This window comes from Actinomyces sp. oral taxon 169 (assembly GCF_013394715.1).
Lineage (GTDB): Bacteria > Actinomycetota > Actinomycetes > Actinomycetales > Actinomycetaceae > Actinomyces.
Genome location: NZ_CP058259.1, coordinates 2,176,707 through 2,197,559, shown reverse-complemented (window position 1 = coordinate 2,197,559; position 20,853 = coordinate 2,176,707). Strand labels below are relative to the sequence as shown.

Here is a 20,853-nt window from a genome sequence, read left to right as displayed (position 1 = left end):
TAGGTGCTGCTTCTCCGGGCTGCTATGATGACGCTGTCGGCCGCACGGATCGCACCATGCCGCTGACCGCACCAGCCCCGGACCTGAGACTCAGGTCTCAGCAGAAGCCGGCAGTGCATGACCCACCCCCGTGAATGATTCCGGGGAAGTCTCCCCAGTTGAACGTCTCCTTTGTCGGAGCGTTATCACACCGTTAGGACACTCGTGACCGAGACCTCCAGCGCCCAGCCCTCGCTTTCCACCATGCGTCTGGCCGAGCTTCAGTCGCTCGCCGGTTCCATGGGCCTCAAGGGCACCTCCCGTATGCGTAAGAGTGAGCTCGTCGCCGCCATCCGTGAGGCGCGCGGCTCCTCCGTCTCCACTCCCGACTCCGACAGCACGTCGAAGAGCTCGCCCGATGCCGGGGTGACCAACGCCGCCGACTCCTCCTCCGCCGCCTCAGCGGCCAGTGAGCCCGCACCGGAGCAGCCCCCGGCCGCGGCCTCCGGGCGCTCCCGCCGTCGTCGCGCCACCGCGGCCTCCGGGGCCCCCGAGGAGCGTCAGTCCGCGCCGGCCCTCGACCTGGGCCTCGATCTGCCAGATCGCTCCGGCTCCTCCGGCAGTGACTCGGACAGCGGCTCCGGCCGTGACGAGGAGCGCCCCGCACGCAGCCGGTGGCGCGAGCGCGCTGAGCGCGCCGAGCGCTCCGAGACCAGTGAGGGCGATGACCGTGACTCCTATGGCCGCTCGGAGCGGGGCGAGCGCTCCTCGCGCGACCAGTTCCGCCGCGGCCGCCGGCGCGCCCAGGCCTCCGCCGGCGCCCCCGAGAACCAGGAGCGCGCCACACACGAGCCCCGTACCGACTCACCCGAGGACCACGCCGACGCCAAGGCCGCCCTCATGCGGGACCTTGCCGACGCCACCGGGACCTCCGTCGTCGAGCCCCAGGAGCGTTCGCGCCGGGGCCGTGACGGCAACAATGAGTCCGACGGCTACGACGAGGAGCGCGGTGGGCGCCGTCGTCGGGGCCGCAAGCGCGGACGCGACCGCTTCGACCGTGATGACCGCGACTCCGGCCGTGAGGGCCGGGACGGCTCCGCCGGGCGCGGCAACCGCAACCAGCCGCGTGAGGACGAGGTCCTCCTGCCGGTCGCCGGCATCCTGGACGTCACCGATAACCAGCACGCCTACCTGCGCACCTCCGGGTACCTGCCCGGCCCCAAGGACGTCTACGTCTCCAACCAGCTCATCAAGGACAACGGGCTGCGTGCCGGCGACGCCGTGACCGGCTGGGTCCGTGAGGGCGGAGAGTCCTCCACGCCCCATCAGGGCGGGCGCAACAACCGCCGTCAGAACCGGGCCGGCCGGGTCAAGTACAACCCCATGGTCAGTGTCGAGACCGTCAACGGCATGGACGCCGAGCGCTCCAAGCGCCGCCCCGAGTTCGCCAAGCTCACCCCCCTCTACCCCCAGGAGCAGCTGCGCCTGGAGACCACGCCCAAGGCCGTCACCCCGCGGATCATCGACCTGGTCTCGCCCATCGGCAAGGGGCAGCGCGGGCTCATCGTCTCCCCGCCCAAGGCGGGTAAGACGATCGTTCTGCAGCAGATCGCCAACGCCATCAGCGTCAACAACCCCGAGGCCCACCTCATGGTCGTGCTCGTCGACGAGCGCCCCGAGGAGGTCACCGACATGCAGCGCACGGTCAAGGGCGAGGTCATCGCCTCCACCTTCGACCGCCCCGCCTCCGACCACACGATCGTGGCCGAGCTGGCTATCGAGCGCGCCAAGCGCCTCGTGGAGCTGGGCCAGGACGTCGTCGTGCTGCTGGACTCCATCACCCGGCTCGGGCGCGCCTACAACCTGGCAGCCCCGGCCAGCGGCCGGATCCTCTCCGGTGGTGTGGACGCCTCCGCCCTCTACCCGCCCAAGCGCTTCTTCGGGGCGGCCCGCAACGTGGAGAACGGCGGCAGCCTGACCATCCTGGCCACGGCCCTGGTGGAGACCGGCTCCAAGATGGACGAGGTCATCTTCGAGGAGTTCAAGGGGACCGGAAACATGGAGCTGCGGCTGTCGCGCCAGCTCGCCGACAAGCGCATCTTCCCGGCCGTGGACGTGGCGGCCTCCGGCACCCGCCGCGAGGAGCTGCTCATCGACCCCGCCCAGCTCAAGATCATGTGGCGTCTGCGCCGCCTCTTCGCCGGGCTGGAGCAGCAGCAGGCCATCGAGCTGGTGCTCTCCAAGCTCAAGGACACCCAGTCCAACGCCGAGTTCCTCATGGTGCTGTCCAAGACCACTCCGGCCGGCACCTCCCTGGCCGACGGCGAGGACGAGTAAAGCAACCGGCCAGGTGCCCGGTCTCACGCGGTAAAACCGTTGCATGGGCCGGCAGCCGGTGGCATAGTCTGCTGCTGGCCTCCGGTTCACCCTCGCTTCCGCGTGGGACCCGGGACCCTCTGACGCTTAAGGAGAAACCTATGAAGCAGGGCATCCACCCCGACTACGTGGCCACCACGGTCACGTGCACCTGTGGCAACACCTTCGAGACCCGTTCCACCGTCACCTCCGGTGAGATCCGCGTGGACGTGTGCTCGGCCTGCCACCCGTTCTACACCGGCAAGCAGAAGATCCTCGACACTGGTGGCCGCGTTGCCCGCTTCGAGGCCCGGTACGGCAAGCGCAGCAAGTAGCCGCGTCTCACGACGCCGGCGGCCGGCTCCCAGAGTCGCCGTCGGCGTCGTTTGCATATCGCACGAGTGCCGCTGGTGCCCGTCAGCACGACTCCTAGCCAGTGAAGGAATTCGAGTCCATGAGTGAGGACTTCTCCGCCGCAGAGCTGCTCCTGGCCGAGTACGCGGACATCGAGGCCGAGATGGCCGGGCCCGCGGCCGCCGACCCCGGTGCCATGCGTCGGCTGGGGCGCCGCTATGCCGAGCTGGGCAGGGTCGTGGCCGCCTACCGGGTCTGGCAGTCGGCCAGTGCCGATCTGGCCGATGCCCGCGAGCTGGCTGCGGAGGACGAGGACTTCGCCGCTGAGGTTCCGGCGCTGGAGGCCGCCGAGGCCGCTGCCGGTGAGCACCTGCGCGAGGTCCTCGTGCCCCGGGACCCCGACGACGCCCGGGATGTCATCATCGAGGTCAAGGCCGGTGAGGGCGGTGAGGAGTCGGCGCTGTTCGCCTCCGACCTGGCCCGCATGTACTCCCGCTACGCCGAGCGGCAGGGCTGGGCCGTGGAGGTCCTGGACGCCACCGACTCGGACCTGGGCGGTTACAAGGACGTGCGGCTGGCCATCAAGACCCGTGGGCCGGTGGAGCCTCAGGACGGGGTATGGGCGCACCTGAAGTACGAGGGCGGCGTCCACCGCGTCCAGCGCGTCCCGGTCACCGAGTCCCAGGGCCGCATCCACACCTCCGCGGCCGGTGTCCTGGTCATGCCGGAGGCCGACGACCCCGGTGAGCTCCAGATCGACGCCGCCGACCTGCGCATCGACGTCTTCCGCTCCTCGGGGCCGGGGGGCCAGAGTGTCAACACCACGGACTCGGCCGTGCGCATCACGCACCTGCCCACGGGGATCGTCGTGTCCATGCAGAACGAGAAGTCCCAGCTGCAGAACAAGGAGGCGGCCATGCGGGTCCTGCGGGCCCGGCTCCTGGCCGAGCGCGCGGCGGCGGCCGCCGCCGAGGCGGCGCAGGCCCGTCGCAGTCAGGTGCGCACTGTGGACCGCTCCGAGCGCATCCGCACCTACAATTTCCCTGAGAACCGGATCGCCGACCACCGCACCGGCTTCAAGGCCTACAACCTCGACGCCGTTCTTGACGGTGGCCTCGGCCCGGTGATCGCCTCGGCCATCGCCATGGACGAGGCTGAACGATTATCCCAGGTGGGTGAGGGCAGTGGTTCCTGAGTTGTGTGGCGGCGCGCCGGCGGGCGCGGTGGACCGCTACGGGCTGCGGGCGCTGGTGCGTCAGGCGGCCGGTCGGCTGGCGGCGGCCGGCGTGACCAGCCCTCAGGTCGATGCCCGCATTCTGGCCGAGCACCTGCTGGGGCGGGCCCTGCTGCTGGCCGACGGCGCCGATGGCGACTTCCCGGCCGCCTATGACGCGCTCGTGCTGCGCCGCGAGTGCCGCGAGCCCCTCCAGCACATCATTGGGCGCATGTGGCTGCGGGGCGCCGAGCTCATCAGCCGTCCCGGCGTGTTCATCGTGCGCCCGGAGACCGAGGTGGTGGCCGGGGCCGCCATTGAGGCGGCCCGTGAGGTCATGGACGGCGGCGGGGGAGTGGTCCTGACCGCGGACCTGTGCACCGGCTCGGGGGCGATCGCGGCCTGCGTCGCCAAGGAGGTGCCGGGAGCCCGGGTGGTCGCTGTCGAGATCAGTGAGACGGCGGCGTCCTTGGCTCGCGAGAACTGTGAGCGGCTGGTGCCCGGTCGCGTCGAGGTGATCCACGCCGACGCCACCGACCCGCTGGTCCTTCACGACCTCAACGGGCAGGTCGACGTCGTCGTCTCCAACCCGCCCTACGTGCCGGCCGGTGCCGTGGAGGACACCGAGACGGAGCAGCACGAGCCCACGGTGGCACTCTACGGCGGGGGCCCGGACGGGCTGGAGATTCCGATTGACGTCCTGGTGCGCTCGGTCGCGCTGCTGCGCACCGGCGGGGTGCTCATCATGGAGCACGACCACGAGCAGGGGGCGCTGCTGCGTGCGGCTGCGCTCGGGGCCGGGTTCAAGAAGGCCGAGACCGGTCAGGACCTCACCGGCCGCGACCGCTACCTGCGCGCCGTGCGGTAGGCCCCACTCCGGCAGAGGTGGCTCTCAAGGCCGTCCCAAGCCTGACCGCCGCGGGTACTTGTGATGGCAGCGTGACGCGCGCTCGTAATCGGTGAGCTGAGGTGTCGCGGTTTGAGCGGGTGTGGAATCGCCGCTCGTCGATTGGGTGCACGATCTGGGTCAGGAGTTGCGACCGCCTGCGGAGGATAGCCGATCCGCCGACTCGTGGATCACTGTTGTGGCGCCCTCCAGGAACTCAATGAGCTGATCGACCTGGCTGTCCGGCCAGTGCTCGACCAGTGCCGTCAGTTTCCGGTTGGCGGGCAGGAATATCTCGGCAAGACGATCAGCGCTTGTGGCGTGGATGGTGAAGGATCGCAGGTCCGTCTCACTGGGGCGACGCTCAACCCAGCCATCGCGGACGAGTCGCCGCAGCACGCTCGTCATCGTTGTTGTCCCCATCCGGGTGCGGCGGGCGAGGGCAGTGGGGGTCTGCGGACCATCGCGGTACAGGATGTCGAGTACCGCCAGATCACTGTCATTGAGCCCGGTTCTCGCAGCGACAGCACGGTTGCTGGCGGCGAGCTCGCTGTTCATGGCGCGTAACGCCCGGATGAGACGCTGATTGTGAATCCCTCCGCTCAAGTGACCTTCTCCTGATCGGGGTGAGCATGGATGAGTGTCAGGATAGATCGATGACGAGCTTGCCGCGGACGTGGCCCTTTGCCAGCTCGGTGTAGGCGGCGCGAATCTGCTCCAGTGTGAAGGAGTAGGTGCGGGCGGGCTCGACCTTGATGGCGTCGTCCGCCACCAGCTGTGCCACCTCCTCGAGGTCGCCGCGTCCACTGCTGTGCCGCGAGCCGGTGAACTGCGCGCCCCTGAGGATCGCCGCAGGTGAGGGAACCAGGGTGCCGATGGCGCGGCCCGTCAGTCCGAGATCGCGGCCAAGCCGTACGTAGGTGCCGCCGTAGCAGTCCAGGAGCTTGGTGACGGGGGAGGGAGCCGCTTCGCGAATCCGGTTGGTCAGATTCTCACCGTAGGTGACTGGAATAGCGCCCAAGGAGCGGAGGTAGTCCGTATTGCGGGCGCCGGCGATTCCGATGACGGTGGCGCCTCGGCTCACGGCCAGCTGAGAGGCGACCGAACCTACACCGCCCGCGGCGGCACTGATGACAATGACATCACCCTCGCGCAGGTTCAACTGCCTGAATGCGCCGCACGCGGTTTGCGCAGCCACGCCCAGGCAGGCCGCCTGTGTGAAGGACAGCGAAGCCGGCTTCGTGACGACGTCGTCGGCGGGCGCTATCAGCTCGGTGGTGAGCGCCCCGCGGGTGTCGGCCTGGCCGGGCGCGCTCCGCAATGTGCCCAGTACGGCATCGCCCACGGCGAGGTCTGAGACGTTCGTACCGACGACGTCAATGACGCCTGCGAAGTCCCGGGCCACGCCCCTGGGGAAGTGAGCGGATGCGCCCTCGAACCAGCGTCGAGGATGAATGATGCGCTGAACCCGTTCAAGCCGTCGCAGGTCACCGCGGAAGGTCTTGAAGTCGAGGGGGTTGAGTCCGACGGCGCGCACCGCGATGCGTACCTCTCCGTCGCCGGGTGCCTGCTCCGGGTACTCGGCCTCCTCCAGAACCTCTGGCCCGCCGAATCTGCGGTACTCGATCGCTCGCTTCATGGTTACCTCCTTGGGCTCGCTCGAGGGCGAGATGGCTGGTCGTTGCTCTGAAGTACTTCGTTGAATGAATAGTACGTCAATCGTACTAGATTGAGCAACGGGGTGTCTCCGACCGTCTGCACGACACCCCCCATCACTGTCGAGGGGGTTCTCGTCGATCGACTGCTCGCTCGAGAGGGCTTGGAGGTGTTGGTGTTGAGGGGGCGCCCGAGTGTTCGATCTTCGTTATGACGTACATAAAGAACTATTTGCGCTCGAGTGCCGTGGCGACCGGAGGCGGGTGGCATGAAGTGTTTGGGAAACTTAATTTTTGTAAAACGTATGGCTTTTATAGGCTGTATCGTGTTGCGTTCGTCACAAACTATTGATATCGCTGTGAGTGCCGAGTTTTAGCCTCTTATGCTCGTAGTGCGTCTTGCAGAGAAGTTCGACCGTGAAAGCGGGGGAGTGACATGTCGACATTGTTGGAACACAAAGAGGCTATCCGTGAAGTCATAGATCTTTTCTCGAACCTGGAGATTGATGTGCTTGAGCAGGCTAAGCTCGTCACCTCCGACGTTCATGTCGAGGTCTATGACTCGGACGGTTCTGTCATGGTGGAATTTGATGGCAGGGACAAGCTTGTTGAAGTATTTCAACAGGCAATTTCGGAAATTAAAACTGCTTATCATCTCAATGGTCAGCAAGTCATTACTGTTGATGGTGATTCCGCCGTCGATGTTCACTATGGCAAAGCGATTTTGGTGCAAGAGGTGGATGGTAAGGACGTTGTTGTGGATCGTTCCTATCGTTACACTGACACCCTTGTGCTGACAGATGGTGCTTGGCTCATCAAGCGTCGCATTCAGCATCTTGTTTTGAGTGAAACGCGGCCACTTTGAGCGTCGAGATACTCCGATTGCGTGACGTCGCACGTTAATGGTCGTGAGTGCCGGGTAGTCCTCCCTCCCGACCGTTGAGGAAGACCCGCTTCCAGGCATTGGCCATTGCGTCGGGCGCGAGCCTGAGGGCCACATGACATCTGCAGTGAAGAGCGCCGCGTGAATGCCTGAGGTTGTGGCAACACCCCGGTCAGTCACCACCGGCGCCTCCTCGTAGTGCGTGCCTCCGCGGTACCCACTGGCCCCCAGGTGCGAGGCGGCATTCGAGGTGCGGCAGCGCGCGTCCAGGGCGGAACGTGTCGGTGCCCTGGCCTAGGTGCCCGCTCGGGGTCCGGCGCGGCGGGCGTGGTTTCCTGCTTTAAGGTGAGGGCTCCTCTCCGGCGGCTTGCCGGTAGCGGCGTGATGCGTCAGTAAGCCTGCTGATCAGCGTCCCCAGGGTCTTCAGGTTCTTCTCTCCGATCTCCTGGCCGACGGTGTCGGCCGAGGCGTGCTGCTCCGCGTTGAGTGCCGTGATCGCTCGCCGTCCCTTGCCGGTCAGGACGAGCAGGTTCTGACCGCGCCGCCCGGGATTGGGCTGCCAGTGCGCCCAGTCCTGTGAGACGACATCATTGGCCACCCGCTGCACGCTCTGCCGCGTCAGCCCGATCCGACGTGCGATCTCGGCAACCGGCAGCGGTTCCTCTAGTACGGCGCCCAGCACCTGCCATCGGGCCGGGGGCAGCTCATGCGGGGCCGTAATCGCCGCGGCCGCCTCCAGGAGCTCCCCGTTGAGGGCGAAGGCGGGAAGGACCAAGGCGGTGAGGGCGTCCCCCTCAGGCGTTCTGCCAGGCAACGGTCGCCTCCATGAGTGCCATGTAGTCGTCCTCCCGGGCGCTCAGGAAGACCTGCTCCCACGCGTCGACCATCGCGTCGGGCACGAGCCCAGTGATCCGTATGACCTCCGCGGTGAAGGGGATCGCATGAATGCCTGAGGCCGTGGTGACGCCCCGATCAGTCACCACCGGCGTCTCCACGTAGTGGACCCCACCGCGGTACCCACTGGCCCCCAGGTACGAGGCGGCATTCGAGGTGTGGCGGCGCTCGTCCAGGAAGCCACTGCGGGCCAACAGAAGCGTGGCACCGCAGATGGCGGCCACCGGAATCTCCTGATCCACGAGACGGCCGACTGCCTCGATGAGCCGGTCGTGCCCGGCCTCGTAGTGGTCCCCTCCAGGGATGACCAAGGCTGCGAGCGAGCCGTCGTCGGCCAGAGCACCTAGGGCGTCGAGGTCGGCCTCAGGCGTCAGCGGCAGGTTGCCGAGCGTACGCACCGGCTCCAGCCCGTCGCCCACGAGCAGCAGCCGAAAGCGACCGGGCTTGAGCTGCTCCGCGCCCGCGATCTGAGTAGTGAGGTAGGCGTACTCCCAGTCCGCCATGGTCTCGGTCGTGTACAGGGCGATGGTGCGCATCTCGGTTCCTCTCTCAGCGGCTTTCGCAACCTGTTCACAACGTACTATGAAGGCCTGCGGTGCGGCGGGGAAAGCGCAACGTGTCGGTGGCCTGGCCTAGGCTTGGCCTCACGATGAACGCGATGAACTCCCTCTTCGGCGCCCTGCCCATGCCCGGCTCCGGCGGTGCGGCCACGCCGCCGCCCGAGGCCGCGCTGCCTGCCCTCGTCCCCGCCGCAGGCTCCTTCGACGATGACTCCTGGGCCGAGGTCGAGGCCCCGGAGGAGGACTGGGGCCCCGAGGACGTCCCGCCGCCCGAGGACGAGTACGCCGCAGCCCCCACCTGGGAGGAGCGTCAGGACGAGGTCTCCGCCCTGGTCGCCCGCGCCCAGGCCAATGCCGCTGCGGCCCGCGCCCGAGCCGACGGCGCCGCGCCCTCGGGCCGGTCCACCGGCCCGGCCAGGGGCGTCACAGTCTCAGACCCGGCCGAGCTCATCCATGGCCTCAACCCCGCCCAGGAGTCCGCCGTCACCCACGCCGGCGCCCCCCTGCTCATCATCGCCGGCGCGGGATCGGGCAAGACCCGGGTCCTGACCCACCGCATCGCCCACCTCATCGCCACCGGGCGCGCCCGCCCCGGCGAGATCCTGGCCATCACCTTCACCAACAAGGCCGCCGCCGAGATGCGCGAACGCGTCACCGCCCTGGTCGGTCCCGCCGGCGAACGCATGTGGGTCTCCACCTTCCACTCCGCCTGCGTGCGCATCCTGCGCCGAGAGCACGAGGCCGCCGGCCTGCGCTCCACCTTCTCCATCTACGACGCCGCCGACTCCACCCGCCTCATCACCCTCATCGTGCGCGAGCTGGGCATCGACCCCAAGCGCTTCACCCCCAAGACCTTCGCCCACCGCATCTCCGACCTCAAGAACGAGCTCATCACCCCGGCCCAGTTCGCCGAGCGCGCCGTCACCTCCAACCCCCTCGAGCGCCACCTCGCCGAGGTCTACCGCGCCTACGCCCAGCGCCTGAGCGCCGCCAACGCCCTGGACTTCGACGACATCATCATGCGCACCGTCTCCCTGCTCCAGACCCGCCCGGCCGTGGCCGAGATGTACCGGCGCCGCTTCCGCCACATCCTGGTCGACGAGTACCAGGACACCAACCACGCCCAGTACGTCCTCGTGCGTGAGCTCGTCGGCGGGCCCGGCACCTCCGGGGCCGGCTCGGCCCTGCCGCCGGGCGAGCTCACCGTCGTCGGAGACTCCGACCAGTCCATCTACGCCTTCCGCGGCGCCACCATCCGCAACATCGAGGAGTTCGAGGAGGACTACCCCTCGGCGCGCACCATCCTGCTGGAGCAGAACTACCGCTCCACCCAGAACATCCTCTCGGCCGCCAACGCCGTCATCTCCCGCAACAGCGGCAGGCGCGAGAAGAACCTGTGGACCGCCGCCGGCGACGGCGCCCCCATCACCGGTTACGTCGCCGACTCCGAGCACGACGAGGCCCGCTGGATCAGCCAGGAGATCGACCGCCTGGCCGACGAGCACGGAGTACGCCCCCGCGACGTCGCCGTCTTCTACCGCACCAACGCCCAGTCCCGCGCCCTCGAAGAGGCCTTCATGTGCGCCGGCCAGCCCTACAAGGTCATCGGCGGCACCCGCTTCTACGACCGCCGCGAGATCAAGGACGCCATCGCCTACCTGCGCGCCGTCGACAACCCCGACGACGACGTCAACCTGCGCCGCATCCTCAATGTCCCCAAACGCGGCCTGGGTGACAAGGCCGAGGGCACCCTGGCCGAGCACGCCGCCCGCTACTCCGTCTCCTTCGGGCAGGCCGTCGCCGACGCCGCCGGAGCCCCCCGTGAGGCTCAGACAGGCGAGACCGAGGAGCCCGACGGGCAGGCCCCCTCCATCACCGGGGCCGGCGAGCCGCCCGAGGTCGAGGGCCTGACCACCCGGGCCCGCAACCAGGTGCGAGGCTTCCACGAGCTGCTCACCACCCTGCGCCACATGGTCACCGCCGGCGACGGCGTCGCCGACATCCTCGACTCCGCCCTGGACGCCTCGGGCTACCTCGCCGAGCTGCGCGCCAGCGACGACCCCCAGGACGCCACCCGCGTGGAGAACCTCGCCGAGCTCCACTCCGTGGCCAGCGACTTCCAGGCCGCCAACCCCGACGGCACCCTGGCCGACTTCCTCGAACGCGTCTCACTCGTGGCCGACTCCGACCAGCTCCCGCCCAGCGCCGACCTGGAGGACGAGGAGGCCCGGCAGGCCGAGGAGCAGGGCCAGATCACCCTCATGACCGTCCACACCGCCAAGGGCCTGGAGTTCCCGGTCGTCTTCGTCACCGGCATGGAGGACGGCACCTTCCCCCACAGCCGCTCCCTGGCCGAGGAGACCGAACTCGCCGAAGAACGGCGCCTCGCCTACGTGGCCCTCACCCGCGCCCGCGAGCGCCTCTACCTCACCCGCGCCGCCGTGCGCTCGGCCTGGGGAGCCGCCAACGCCATGCCCGCATCCCGCTTCCTCGACGACGTACCGGACGAGACCATCGACTGGAAGCGCCTGACCTCCTCCATGGAGGCGCTGCGCGGCGGCGGCACCGGCTGGGGCAGCAGCTGGGGCGAGGGCGGCTTCGGCTCGGGCGGGCGGCGCTCAGGCTCCTCCCGGCAGAGCTCCTACTCCGACGACGATGACTTCGCCCCACCCGTGGGCGCAGGCACCAAGCGCTCGGGCAAGCTGGGGCGCGTGGAGACCGCCCAGGACCGGGCCGCCAAGCGCACCTCCGCCCGCCTCGAGGCCCGCGGCAAGCAGAGCGCCCCCTCACCGGCCGCCGCCTCGGAGGACCTGCCCGCAGCCGTCGCCGGACTGAGGACCGGCGACCAAGTGCGCCACGACTCCTACGGGGTGGGCACCGTCGTCGGCCTGGAGGGCAAGGGACGGTCCCTGACCGCCCGCGTCGAGTTCGTCATCGACGGTGCCCCCACCACCAAGCGCCTCATCCTGCGCTACGCCCCCGTCGCCAAGATCTGACGGATCCATCCGCCATCAACCTCCCGCGGTACCGGAAACCGTACTGAAGGCTGCGGGGCCGGTTCCTCCTGGTGGGGGAGGTGTGGCGACTGGCGGGTAGGAAACACTGGGGTCATGAACGCCCCGGCCTCCTTCCCAGCTTCATCAGTGGAGCCGCGGGCTCCTCGACTCCTGGACCGGCTCATCCCGGTCAGTCCCCAGTGGCGCATCCCTCCGCGAAAGGCGGAGCGCCTCGGCTGGCTCCAGCTCCTTCTGGGGATCCTGGTCGTCCTCGGCGCTCAGATATTCGTCGGGCTGCTGGCGGTGGCGACTGGACTCGTGCGACACGGGGACGGGGCGGCAGCCCGGCCGGGTGTCGCGTTCATCGTCGCGATCAGTGCCGTGCCCCTGGCCCTGCTCGGGTACTGGCTGGTAGTGCGCTTCGTCGGTGGCCGGCCCGTCATCGAACTGGGCGGGCGCGGGGCGGCACTGCGGGAGCTCCTGGCCGGCCTGGCCATAGGCGCGATGCTCATGTGCACCGTCATCGCGGTCCTGGCCCTGCTCGGCTCCTATCACGTGGTGGACGTCGGCTGGAGCACCGGGATCCTCGTCGGCCTCCAAGCCGGCATCGTCGCCGGATTCACCGAGGAGATCCTCGTCAGAGGTGTCATGCTCCGCCTCATCGAGGGGTGGCTGGGGACCTGGTGGGCGCTGGCCATCACCGCGGTGTTCTTCGGCGCCGCTCACCTCGGCAACCCTCAAGCCACCATCTTCGGTGCGGCGGCGATCGCACTGGAGGCGGGCATCCTGCTGGGCGCCTGCTACCTGCTCACCCGTCGCCTGTGGCTGGCGATCGGGCTGCACGCCGCCTGGAATTTCGTCCAGGGCGGCATCTTCGGCTCCGACATCTCCGGCACCGGGTCAGGACGCGGACTCATCGAGGCCCGCTTCACCGGCCCCGACCTGCTCACCGGCGGAGTCATGGGAATCGAGGCGTCCGTCGTCGCGGTCATCGTGTGCACGGCGGCCGGTCTGGCCATGCTGCTGGCGGTCCGCCGGCGCGGGCTCGTTGTCCCGCCCTGCTGGCGCCGTCCGCCTCAGGCCGCACTGGACGGCACACAGCCGGCCTAGGATCCGTCACGAAACCAGGACACCCGGACGGAGCACTGTGTGTTCGTACCATAGGGCGCGCGGTCGTACCCTCTACCCCTCGAACGCGAGGCTTAAGGTACGACCGCGACGTCGAGCACCGCGGGCGGTGACGGCGTGAGCCGGCCGCAACCGGATCAGCTGCGGTTCGGCACCAGGCGCACAGGGCGCCGCTCGGCCCGGAAGTCGTTGACGGGGGCCTCGGAGGCGTAGCCCAGGGCGAAGCCCGTGATGAGGCGATAGTCCGACGGCGCCTCGAACTCGGCGTCGAAGGGACGGCGCCAGGTGGCCAGGACCCCCAGGGGACAGGAGTCGACGCCGTGGGCCTTGGCGGACAGGAACAGGGTCTGCAGCATGATCCCGGCGTCGAGCGCGGCGAAGGGCATGAGGCCCTCGTGGACCAGGACGAAACCGATGACCGGGGCGCCGAAGGCCTCACAGTTGCGGCGAGCGGCCGCGTCACGGGCCTCACGGTCCTTGCGGGAGATACCCATGTGCGCGTACAGCCGGCCACCGACCGCCTGAGAGTGGGGCAGCAGGTCCGCGGGGTAGGGGGCCCAGGTCGGGTAGTCGCCGTCGGGCGCCTTGCCGCTCAGGGCCAGACGGGCCATCGCCCCGGGCTCCTTGTGCTGGAGAGGGAGGGCAGCGTCGAACTCCTCGACGTAGGCCGCGCGCAAACGGTCCGCCTGCTCACCGGTCGCCAGCGCCACCATGAAGGGGCGCGTATTGGACCAGCTCGGTGCCTGGCGGGCATCCTCCAGGATCTCCTCGATAACCTCAGGCGGTACGGGATCAGCCCGGAAGTCCCGCACGGAGTGCCGGGAAGCGACCAGTTCGGAAAAGGCCTCGGGGTTCATTACGGCGTCTCCTGAGGCGGGTGCTGATGGCGGGGGCCGAAGGTGGAGTCGTCCAGCCGGCGCAGGACCCGGGCCGGGTTGCCCACCGCCAGGCTGCTGGCAGGAATGTCCTTGGTGACCACTGAGCCCGCGCCGATGACGCAGTTGTCCCCGATGGTCACACCCGGGCAGACGATGACCCCGCCGCCCAGCCACACGTTGTCCCCGATCGTGATGGGGTCGGCCGCCTCCAGGGAGCAGGCGCGCGGCGTCGGCTCCAGGGGATGGACCGGCGTGAGCAGCTGGACGTTCGGGCCGATCTGGCAGTGCGCGCCGATACTGATCCGGGCGACGTCGAGGGCCACGAGCCCGTAGTTGACGAAGGTCCCCTCACCTACGGCGATGTTTTCCCCGTAGTCCACGCGCACCGGCGGCAGCAGGTGTGCCTTGTCGCCCAGCCCCGGGATCGCAGAGCGCAGCAGGTCCCAGCAGTCCTCCTCGCCCTCGGCGAAGGCCCGCTCGAAGCGGTGGAGCATCTTGCGGGCGTGGGCGGCGATCCTGGCGTTGTCCGGGTCGTCGGCGACGTACCAGTCACCGGCGAGCATGCGCTCGCGGTTGGTGCGCTCGTCGCCCACGAAGTAGGGCTCGGCCTCTGGGAAGCGTGGGGTGGGGGTCTCACTCATACCTAGCAGCCTAGCGGTGGCCCGATGCGCCCGTTGGTCCGTTCGAGCCGACCCGCCGGAGTCGGTGTGCGGAGCCTGTTCAGGAGTGGGGGAGCACCTCGGCCACGGCCGCCCGCAGTGTCTCCGGCAGGCCCAGGGCCTCGAGCTCACCCAGCAGGGCGGTTCCGCTCAGGCCCCGCTGCACCGCGTCCCAGGCCAGGTCCTTGGCCATGTACTCCACGCGCGCGGCGTCCAGGATCGCGTGGACCTCATCGCGCCAGTCGGCAGGGGAGTGCTTCGTGCCACGAAGGACCAGCTGGACGCCGTCGATGAGCTCCTGGCGGCTCAGTTCCTCCAAGTGCACCAGCGTCCCAGCCCCCAGGGTGAAGCCGTCCCCACTGACCTCCTCAGTGGCCAGCCGGCGCGCCCGCTCACCCACACCCAGCCAGGCGCCGGCGACCTGGCCGGCCAGGAGCCGCACCGTCACCAGCCGCGAGGCCGGCACGACCTCAGCCGCCCCCTCCAGGCGGATACGCAGCACCACGTCGGCGCCGTCCTCCTCCTCGGCATCGGGCCAGGTCAGCGCCATGTGGGTGCGGGCGATCTGGTCCTCCCCGGGCTGGGCCGAGCCGTCGTCCTCCTCCAAGGTGAAGCTCCCCGAGCCCCCGGGCACGACGACGATCTCCAGCTCGTGTGGATTGTCCCCGGCCGCCTCCGTCAGGTTCCCGGCCAGGGGAATGACCGAGCCGGCCCGGGCCAGCACCCCGATCCGGTCCAGTGGGCGCGACAGGCTCAGCATGCGACCGCGCCCGCCGGTGGTGGCCTCATAGCGGCGCCCCGTGGGCAGGTCGTACCAGACGCCGTCGGGAAGCCAGGTCAGCTCCCGCCCCAGGCCCGTGGTCTCATCGAGCGGGGAGGTGAAGGGCACCACCAGCAGGTCCCCGAAGAAGAAGCTGCCCCGGTGCTCGTAGGCGGCCAGCTCGCGCGGGTGGTCGTGGTAGACCGGGCGCACCGGAGCGATGCCCTCACCCACCGAGCGGCGCGCCCACGTGTACAGGTAGGGCACCAGCCGGTGACGCAGCCGCAGGTGCGCCTCCATCGTGGCGCGCGCGTCACGCGAGTAGCGCCACGGCTCCTTGGAGGTGAAGCCTGAGTTCGACGAGTGCAGGCGGTTGATGGGGGAGAAGCAGCCCAGTTGGAACCAGCGCGCCGCCATCGTGTCGTCGCTGCCGCCCAGCATGTGCCCGCCGATGTCATTGGACCACCAGAAGTAGCCGATGTTGGCGGCCGTGGCTGTGAAGCGCGGCTGGAAGCGCAGGGAGTCCCAGCTGATGATCGTGTCCCCGGAGAAGCCCACCGGGGTGCGGTGGCTCGAGGCGTCGGCGAAGCGAGAGAAGGTCACCGGGCGGCGCCGCTCCACACCACCGTCGGCCGCCGGGCGCTCGCGGCCCGAGTCGAGGTAGTGGACGTGGTTGAGCATCCACAGCGGATCCAGTCCGGGAACCGTCGTGGACCCGCCCTGCTGCCAGTCCAGCCACCAGAAGTCCACGCCCTCATCCTCCAGGGGATGGTGGAGGCGCGAGAGGTAGGAGCCCACGAAGTCTCGGTCGGCGATGTTGAAGGGCACGTCCTCGCCGGTGCTCGCATCCAGGCCCAGGTCGGCGCAGACCTCCTCATAGGCCTCCTCGTGGCGGCGCACCCCCTGGGCCGGGTGCACGTTGAGCGTGGTCAGCATGCCCCGCTCGTGCAGGCCGGCCAGGAAGGCCGCCGGGTCCGAGAACAGCTCCCGGTTCCAGGTGTAGCCGGTCCAACCCGTGCCGATCGCCGGGTCGATGTCGGTGACGTGCCAGTCCATGTCGATGACGGCCACGGAGAAGGGCAGCTCCTCGGCGGCGAAGCGGTCCATGAGCGCCAGGTACTCCTGGTCGCTGTAGGGGTGGTAGCGGCTCCACCAGTTGCCCAGCAGCGCCCGCGGGATGAGTGGGCTCGGCCCGGAGAGGCGGAAGAAGTCCCGCAGCGCCTCCTGGTAGTCCTGGCCGTAGCCGAAGACGTAGAGGTCCTGCGCCCCGTCGGCCAGGCGGTTGCCGGGCTCACGGGGCTGGACCCACTCGTCCTGGGTGAGCAGCAGCGAGGCCGAGTCGTCTAGGGCGGTGATGCCGTTGAGGCTCAGCAGGCCCGGACCGAGGGCGACGGCGCCGTCGGCCTCATCAAGGGTGCGGGTGGTGCCGCCCAGGTTCGTCGGGAAGGTCTCGGCCGGGTCCCACACGTCGCCGTGGTGCCAGGTGCCGCCGTGGGCGTGCAGCGCCGTCGAACGCAGCCTGACACTGAGCCCGGCGGGGGAGAAGCCCAGGGATGGCACATGGGTCAGGTGCAGGTGCTCGGTGATGATCTCCACGCGGTCCTGGCCGTGCACCACCCGGAACGACGGCGTCTCACCCAGGTCGCGGTTGACGACCAGCTGGGTGGCGGCGTCAGTGAAGACGCCCGTGGGGGAGTGCTCCATGCGGATGAGTCGAGAGGTGAGCACCGTGAACCGGTAGCGGGACTCCTCCGACGAGGTCCCGGCGATGACCGCCTCAGGACGGGCAGCGGCCGGGCGCGGAGTGTCAGGGGCATCGCGGAGAGGAGAAACCAACAGTCGGCCTTTCACAGCAGGAGTCGTCACGGGGAGCGGTGGGAGAGGCGGCGCCCCGAGTGAGGCGCGAGAACTCATCTTAATCGGCCCTCCTCCCGGGCGGGTTCTGACACAATCGGTACCGGCCCGCAAGACCCCGTCAGCACTGGCGGCGGAGCAGGGGCAGGCCCTCATGCACCCGGCCCGCCCCGCTTTCCTCGCATCCCCTGTCCGGTAGGAAGGAAGTCGCCCGTGACCTCTCCCGCACCCCTCGTTGTCTCTGCCCACCACGTCGGCGACGATCCGGACTGGTGGCGCCGCGCCGTCGTCTACCAGGTCTACCCCCGCTCCTTCGCCGACTCCGACGGCGACGGGATCGGTGACATCCCCGGCCTGACCAGCCGCCTGGACCACCTCGACGAGCTGGGTGTCGACGTCGTGTGGCTCAGCCCCGTCTACCGCTCCCCTCAGGACGACAACGGCTACGACATCTCCGACTACCAGGACATCGACCCCCTCTTCGGATCCCTGACCGACCTGGACGCCCTCATCGAGGGACTGCACTGTCGCGGCATGCGCCTGGTCATGGATCTCGTCGTCAACCACACCAGTGACGAGCACCCCTGGTTCGCCGCTAGTCGCTCCTCCAAGGACGACCCCAAGCGCGACTGGTACATCTGGCGGCCCGCCCGGCAGGTCGACGGGCTCGCCCCCGGGCAGCCGGGCACCGAGCCCACCAACTGGGGATCGGCCTTCTCCGGGTCGGCCTGGGCCTGGGATGAGGAGAGCCAGGAGTTCTACCTGCACCTCTTCTCACCCAAGCAGCCCGACCTCAACTGGGAGAACCCGCAGGTGCGCCGCGCCATCCACGAGATGATGACCTGGTGGCTGGACCGCGGCGTCGACGGCTTCCGCATGGACGTCATCAACCTCATCTCCAAGACCTACCCGCTCACTGACGCGCCCCAGGGCGAGGACGATCTCTACGGCAACGCCTTCGCCGCCGTCGCCAACGGCCCCCGTATCCACGAGTTCCTGCACGAGATGAACCAGCAGGTCCTCGCGCCGCGGCCCGGTCATGTCATCACCGTCGGGGAGATGCCCGGGGCCACGAGCGCCGAGGCCGCCCTCTACACCGACCCCGCCCGAGGCGAGCTCGACATGGTCTTCCAGTTCGAGCACGTCTGCCTCACCGACGGGCCCGGCGGCAAGTTCGACCCCCAGCCCCTCGAGCTCGTCACCCTCAAGCAGAACCTGGCCCACTGGCAGGCCGCCCTTGCCCCCGCCACGACCCCCACCGGTGCCGTGAGCGCGGAGAAGGGCTGGAACTCCGCCTACTGGGACAACCACGACCAGCCCCGCGCCGTCTCCCGCTTCGGCGACGACGACCCCGCCTGGCGCGTCCGCTCGGCCAAGACCCTCGCCACGATCCTCCACACCCACCGCGGCACCCCCTACATCTACCAGGGTGAGGAGCTGGGCATGGCCAACACGGTCTTCCGCTCCATCGATGACTACCGGGACCTGGAGTCCGTCAACCACTTCCACGAGCGCGTGCGCGCCGGCGACGACCCGGCCGCCGTCCTGGCCGGCATCGCCCCCGTCTCCCGGGACAACGCCCGCACCCCCGTCCACTGGGACAGCAGCGAGAAGGCCGGGTTCACCACCGGCGAGCCCTGGATCGCCCTGGCCCCCGACCACGGCACCGTCAATGCCGCCGCCCAGGTGGGAGTACCCGGCAGCGTCTTCGAGCACTACCGCCAGCTCATCGCCCTGCGGCACGACGACGACGCCCTCGCCCTGGGCACCTTCCGGCTCCTGGCCGCCGACCACCCCACCGCCTGGGTCATCCTGCGCCAGTGGCGCGCCCCCGAGACGCAGGGCGGGGGCATCGAGCAGCTGCTGCTCATCGCCCAGTGCGCCCGCGAGGACCTGCCCCTGACCGGGCAGGGCGGCCTGATGGCGGCGCTCGCGGCCGAGGGCCTGGAGCCGGAGGAGTGGAGCGGGGCCGAGCAGGTTCTGCGCGCCGCCGACCCGGACGTCCAGCCCGGCTCGGCCCACGCGGGCCTGCCAGAGGCGCTACCGGGATGGGACTCGATCCTGCTGCGCCGTCGGGCCTGAGGAGGTGGTGCGCGCTGCGCCCGCCGGACGGCCCCAGCTGGAATAGTGCTGGCCGGCCGGTCGTTGGCCTGGGTGGACACACCCGCGGATTTCGGAAGTAGGGGAGCACCATGGAGTTCAGCCAGGCCGTCGCCGATCGTCACTCGGTACGAGACTTCACCGACCAGCCCGTCTCCCAGGAGGATCTGGTCGACATTGTCCGCACCGCCCAGCAGGCGCCGTCGTGGGTGAACTCCCAGCCCTGGCGGGTCTATGCGGCCACAGGGGCCACGCTGGCCGGGATCAAGAAGCGTCATGCTGCGGACGTCGCTGCCGGCAGGAAGGGAAACGCCGACCTCCCGGTGAAGCCTCGTACAGAGTGGTCTGCGACCACCCAGGAGAACATGACCGCGCTCGGCGAGCAGATCAGTACGCAGCTGGGTGAGGGTGTTCAGGAGTTCCAGGCATCGCAGGGACGGCTGTTCAACGCCCAGGCAGTCCTGTACGTGACGATCCCGGACGAGTCCACCCTGTGGTCCTTCCACGACCTCGGGGCCTTCTCCGCCATGCTCGTCCTGGCGGCTGCCGACAAGGGTCTCGGCGCTATCAACGCCTACGCCCTGGTCATGTACCCGGACGAGGTGCGCGAGGCCATGGGGGAGGCCATGGGGATCGGAGCCGATGAGATCGTCGCGATCGGGATCGCGCTGGGCCATCCCGCAGACTCGGCGCTGGCGGCCTTCGCCCCCAGCCGCGTCGACGTCAACGAGATCCTCACAATCAAGGACTGAGCGCAGAGGGCTGCTTGACTCGTCGGCCCAGGAGGAGGATGAGGGAAGCGACCGCGGCCGCGCCAGTGAGCAGGATCGCCGCGTTGAGCCACGAGAGCTCGAAGTCGGGCAGGTTCTCGCTCTGGAGCTGACCGATGAACAAGCCCAGCGCGTTTCCACTGACGTGCAGGCCCAGGGCGAAGAACATCGACCGCAGCCGCACCACCGACCAGCCGGCGAGCAGCCCGAAGAGCACCTTGTGGAGGATCTGCCAGGCGTAGCCCTTGAGGCTGGTGTCGGAGGTCAGCCAGGTCGGCAGATGCAGGGCGGTGAAGGACGCCGTCGTCATCAGCACAGCGGCCGCTGCCCCGAAGCGCTCGTGTATCGGCGAGAACAGGGTGCGCCTGAGCGTGATCTCCTCGGGGATCGCGTTGTAGGCAACGCCGACGGTCAGGGCGAAGACCAGCGCGTGAAGCACCGTGGAGGCGGTGATCCCCGGCTTCCACAACGGGCCGGTACCCGTCGGCCCCATCCAGGCGTGCAGGCCGCCGAAGGCGACCCCGCCCAGGGCGCCAACAACGAACAGGACGGTTCTGCTGCGGACGCCGCCACCGATCAGCAGGTCGCGCCAGCCCCGGCCCGACAGGCCGAACCACAGGGCCAGCCCGCCCACGTGAAGGAGGACGAGCATGAGGATCCACTGCCCCTTCAGGAGCGCCAGGGCCGTACCCAGCGCCGGAGCGCCGGCCAGCAGGGCGACGGCGACAAGGGCGGTGCCCTCGGAGACAGCGGGGCGTCCGGTCTCGAAGGCATAGGCGTCAGCCGCGCTGGGCTGTAGCGCGTGACGAGGCGGTGCGGCGTCGTGGAGACGATCCATAGTGATTCCGATGGAGAAGTGGCTACCGGTTGCGATCCGCCCAGGAGTATATGTTCGTGCGGTCGAATCAATGACCCTGACACGTCGCAGG

Annotated in this window: 17 protein-coding genes; 9 read left to right on the top strand and 8 right to left on the bottom strand. The window is 69.2% G+C overall.

Annotated elements, in window-relative coordinates; all coding sequences use genetic code 11:
* Positions 1–204 precede the first annotated feature (204 nt).
* The 4 genes from rho (at position 205) to prmC (ending at position 4,769) form a co-directional block, all read left to right on the top strand.
* Entirely contained in the window at positions 205–2,316 is a 2,112-nt protein-coding gene (gene rho, locus HW274_RS09340) for a transcription termination factor Rho (RefSeq protein WP_185988675.1), read from the top strand.
* Positions 2,317–2,456: 140 nt separating this feature from the next.
* The gene (rpmE, locus tag HW274_RS09335) at positions 2,457–2,669 is read left to right on the top strand and encodes a 50S ribosomal protein L31 (protein WP_003782958.1); all 213 of its coding nucleotides are present in this window, start codon (positions 2,457–2,459) and stop codon (positions 2,667–2,669) included.
* A gap of 119 nt (positions 2,670–2,788) precedes the next feature.
* A complete protein-coding gene (prfA, locus tag HW274_RS09330) occupies positions 2,789–3,883 on the top strand; it encodes a peptide chain release factor 1 (RefSeq protein ID WP_185988674.1) in 1,095 nt (364 codons plus the stop codon).
* The gene (gene prmC / locus HW274_RS09325) at positions 3,873–4,769 is read left to right on the top strand and encodes a peptide chain release factor N(5)-glutamine methyltransferase (protein ID WP_185988673.1); all 897 of its coding nucleotides are present in this window, start codon (positions 3,873–3,875) and stop codon (positions 4,767–4,769) included. Before prfA ends, prmC begins: the two co-directional genes overlap by 11 nt.
* A gap of 159 nt (positions 4,770–4,928) precedes the next feature.
* On the opposite strand, the gene HW274_RS09320 is transcribed toward prmC, so the two are convergent.
* A complete protein-coding gene (locus HW274_RS09320; RefSeq protein ID WP_260679046.1) occupies positions 4,929–5,393 on the bottom strand; it encodes a MarR family winged helix-turn-helix transcriptional regulator in 465 nt (154 codons plus the stop codon).
* Between the two features lie 37 nt (positions 5,394–5,430).
* Positions 5,431–6,426, bottom strand: a complete 996-nt coding sequence (locus HW274_RS09315) for an NADP-dependent oxidoreductase (RefSeq protein WP_185988672.1) — start codon at positions 6,424–6,426, stop codon at positions 5,431–5,433.
* A gap of 452 nt (positions 6,427–6,878) precedes the next feature.
* On the opposite strand from HW274_RS09315, the gene HW274_RS09310 reads away from it, so the two are divergent.
* Positions 6,879–7,307 carry a nuclear transport factor 2 family protein gene (locus HW274_RS09310; RefSeq protein ID WP_185988671.1) on the top strand — a complete coding sequence of 143 codons (429 nt, stop codon included), beginning with the start codon at positions 6,879–6,881 and terminating at the stop codon, positions 7,305–7,307.
* Positions 7,308–7,665: 358 nt separating this feature from the next.
* Here HW274_RS09310 and HW274_RS09305 read toward each other — a convergent pair whose 3' ends face one another.
* Positions 7,666–8,139, bottom strand: coding sequence for a MarR family winged helix-turn-helix transcriptional regulator (locus HW274_RS09305; protein ID WP_185988670.1), 474 nt, complete (start codon positions 8,137–8,139; stop codon positions 7,666–7,668).
* Positions 8,120–8,755, bottom strand: a complete 636-nt coding sequence (locus tag HW274_RS09300; RefSeq protein ID WP_185988669.1) for a DJ-1/PfpI family protein — start codon at positions 8,753–8,755, stop codon at positions 8,120–8,122. Before HW274_RS09300 ends, HW274_RS09305 begins: the two co-directional genes overlap by 20 nt.
* A gap of 113 nt (positions 8,756–8,868) precedes the next feature.
* On the opposite strand from HW274_RS09300, the gene HW274_RS09295 reads away from it, so the two are divergent.
* Entirely contained in the window at positions 8,869–11,775 is a 2,907-nt protein-coding gene (locus tag HW274_RS09295) for a UvrD-helicase domain-containing protein (RefSeq protein ID WP_185988668.1), read from the top strand.
* Positions 11,776–11,889: 114 nt separating this feature from the next.
* Positions 11,890–12,885 carry a CPBP family intramembrane glutamic endopeptidase gene (locus tag HW274_RS09290; protein WP_185988667.1) on the top strand — a complete coding sequence of 332 codons (996 nt, stop codon included), beginning with the start codon at positions 11,890–11,892 and terminating at the stop codon, positions 12,883–12,885.
* Positions 12,886–13,040: 155 nt separating this feature from the next.
* Here HW274_RS09290 and HW274_RS09285 read toward each other — a convergent pair whose 3' ends face one another.
* The 3 genes from HW274_RS09285 to HW274_RS09275 form a co-directional block, all read right to left on the bottom strand.
* Positions 13,041–13,760 (bottom strand): nitroreductase, encoded by a 720-nt coding sequence (locus HW274_RS09285; RefSeq protein ID WP_185988666.1) that lies wholly within the window; start codon positions 13,758–13,760, stop codon positions 13,041–13,043.
* A complete protein-coding gene (locus tag HW274_RS09280; RefSeq protein ID WP_185988665.1) occupies positions 13,760–14,422 on the bottom strand; it encodes a sugar O-acetyltransferase in 663 nt (220 codons plus the stop codon). Before HW274_RS09280 ends, HW274_RS09285 begins: the two co-directional genes overlap by 1 nt.
* Positions 14,423–14,501: 79 nt before the next feature.
* A complete protein-coding gene (locus HW274_RS09275; RefSeq protein WP_185988664.1) occupies positions 14,502–17,036 on the bottom strand; it encodes a TIM-barrel domain-containing protein in 2,535 nt (844 codons plus the stop codon).
* A 231-nt stretch (positions 17,037–17,267) separates the two neighbouring features.
* Between HW274_RS09275 and HW274_RS09270 the strand changes: the two genes are divergently transcribed.
* Together HW274_RS09270 and HW274_RS09265 are read left to right on the top strand one after the other, a co-directional pair.
* Entirely contained in the window at positions 17,268–19,136 is a 1,869-nt protein-coding gene (locus HW274_RS09270) for an alpha-glucosidase (protein WP_185988663.1), read from the top strand.
* A 110-nt stretch (positions 19,137–19,246) separates the two neighbouring features.
* Complete coding sequence (locus HW274_RS09265; protein WP_185988662.1) at positions 19,247–19,906, top strand: nitroreductase; 660 nt, start codon at positions 19,247–19,249, stop codon at positions 19,904–19,906.
* Here the strand turns inward: HW274_RS09265 and HW274_RS09260 are convergent.
* Positions 19,896–20,762 carry a CPBP family intramembrane glutamic endopeptidase gene (locus tag HW274_RS09260; RefSeq protein ID WP_185988661.1) on the bottom strand — a complete coding sequence of 289 codons (867 nt, stop codon included), beginning with the start codon at positions 20,760–20,762 and terminating at the stop codon, positions 19,896–19,898. The two genes, HW274_RS09265 and HW274_RS09260, sit on opposite strands and share 11 nt — an antisense overlap.
* Between the last annotated feature and the right edge of the window lie 91 nt (positions 20,763–20,853).

Bases quoted from the DNA above. Each gene is read 5' to 3' on its own strand.
- rpmE (WP_003782958.1), top strand. From the start codon at position 2,457: ATGAAGCAGGGCATCCACCCCGACTACGTGGCCACCACGGTCACGTGC.
- prfA (WP_185988674.1), top strand. From the start codon at position 2,789: ATGAGTGAGGACTTCTCCGCCGCAGAGCTGCTCCTGGCCGAGTACGCG.
- HW274_RS09315 (WP_185988672.1), bottom strand. From the start codon at position 6,426: ATGAAGCGAGCGATCGAGTACCGCAGATTCGGCGGGCCAGAGGTTCTG.
- HW274_RS09310 (WP_185988671.1), top strand. From the start codon at position 6,879: ATGTCGACATTGTTGGAACACAAAGAGGCTATCCGTGAAGTCATAGAT.
- HW274_RS09300 (WP_185988669.1), bottom strand. From the start codon at position 8,755: ATGCGCACCATCGCCCTGTACACGACCGAGACCATGGCGGACTGGGAG.
- HW274_RS09295 (WP_185988668.1), top strand. From the start codon at position 8,869: ATGAACGCGATGAACTCCCTCTTCGGCGCCCTGCCCATGCCCGGCTCC.
- HW274_RS09290 (WP_185988667.1), top strand. From the start codon at position 11,890: ATGAACGCCCCGGCCTCCTTCCCAGCTTCATCAGTGGAGCCGCGGGCT.
- HW274_RS09285 (WP_185988666.1), bottom strand. From the start codon at position 13,760: ATGAACCCCGAGGCCTTTTCCGAACTGGTCGCTTCCCGGCACTCCGTG.
- HW274_RS09280 (WP_185988665.1), bottom strand. From the start codon at position 14,422: ATGAGTGAGACCCCCACCCCACGCTTCCCAGAGGCCGAGCCCTACTTC.
- HW274_RS09265 (WP_185988662.1), top strand. From the start codon at position 19,247: ATGGAGTTCAGCCAGGCCGTCGCCGATCGTCACTCGGTACGAGACTTC.
- HW274_RS09260 (WP_185988661.1), bottom strand. From the start codon at position 20,762: ATGGATCGTCTCCACGACGCCGCACCGCCTCGTCACGCGCTACAGCCC.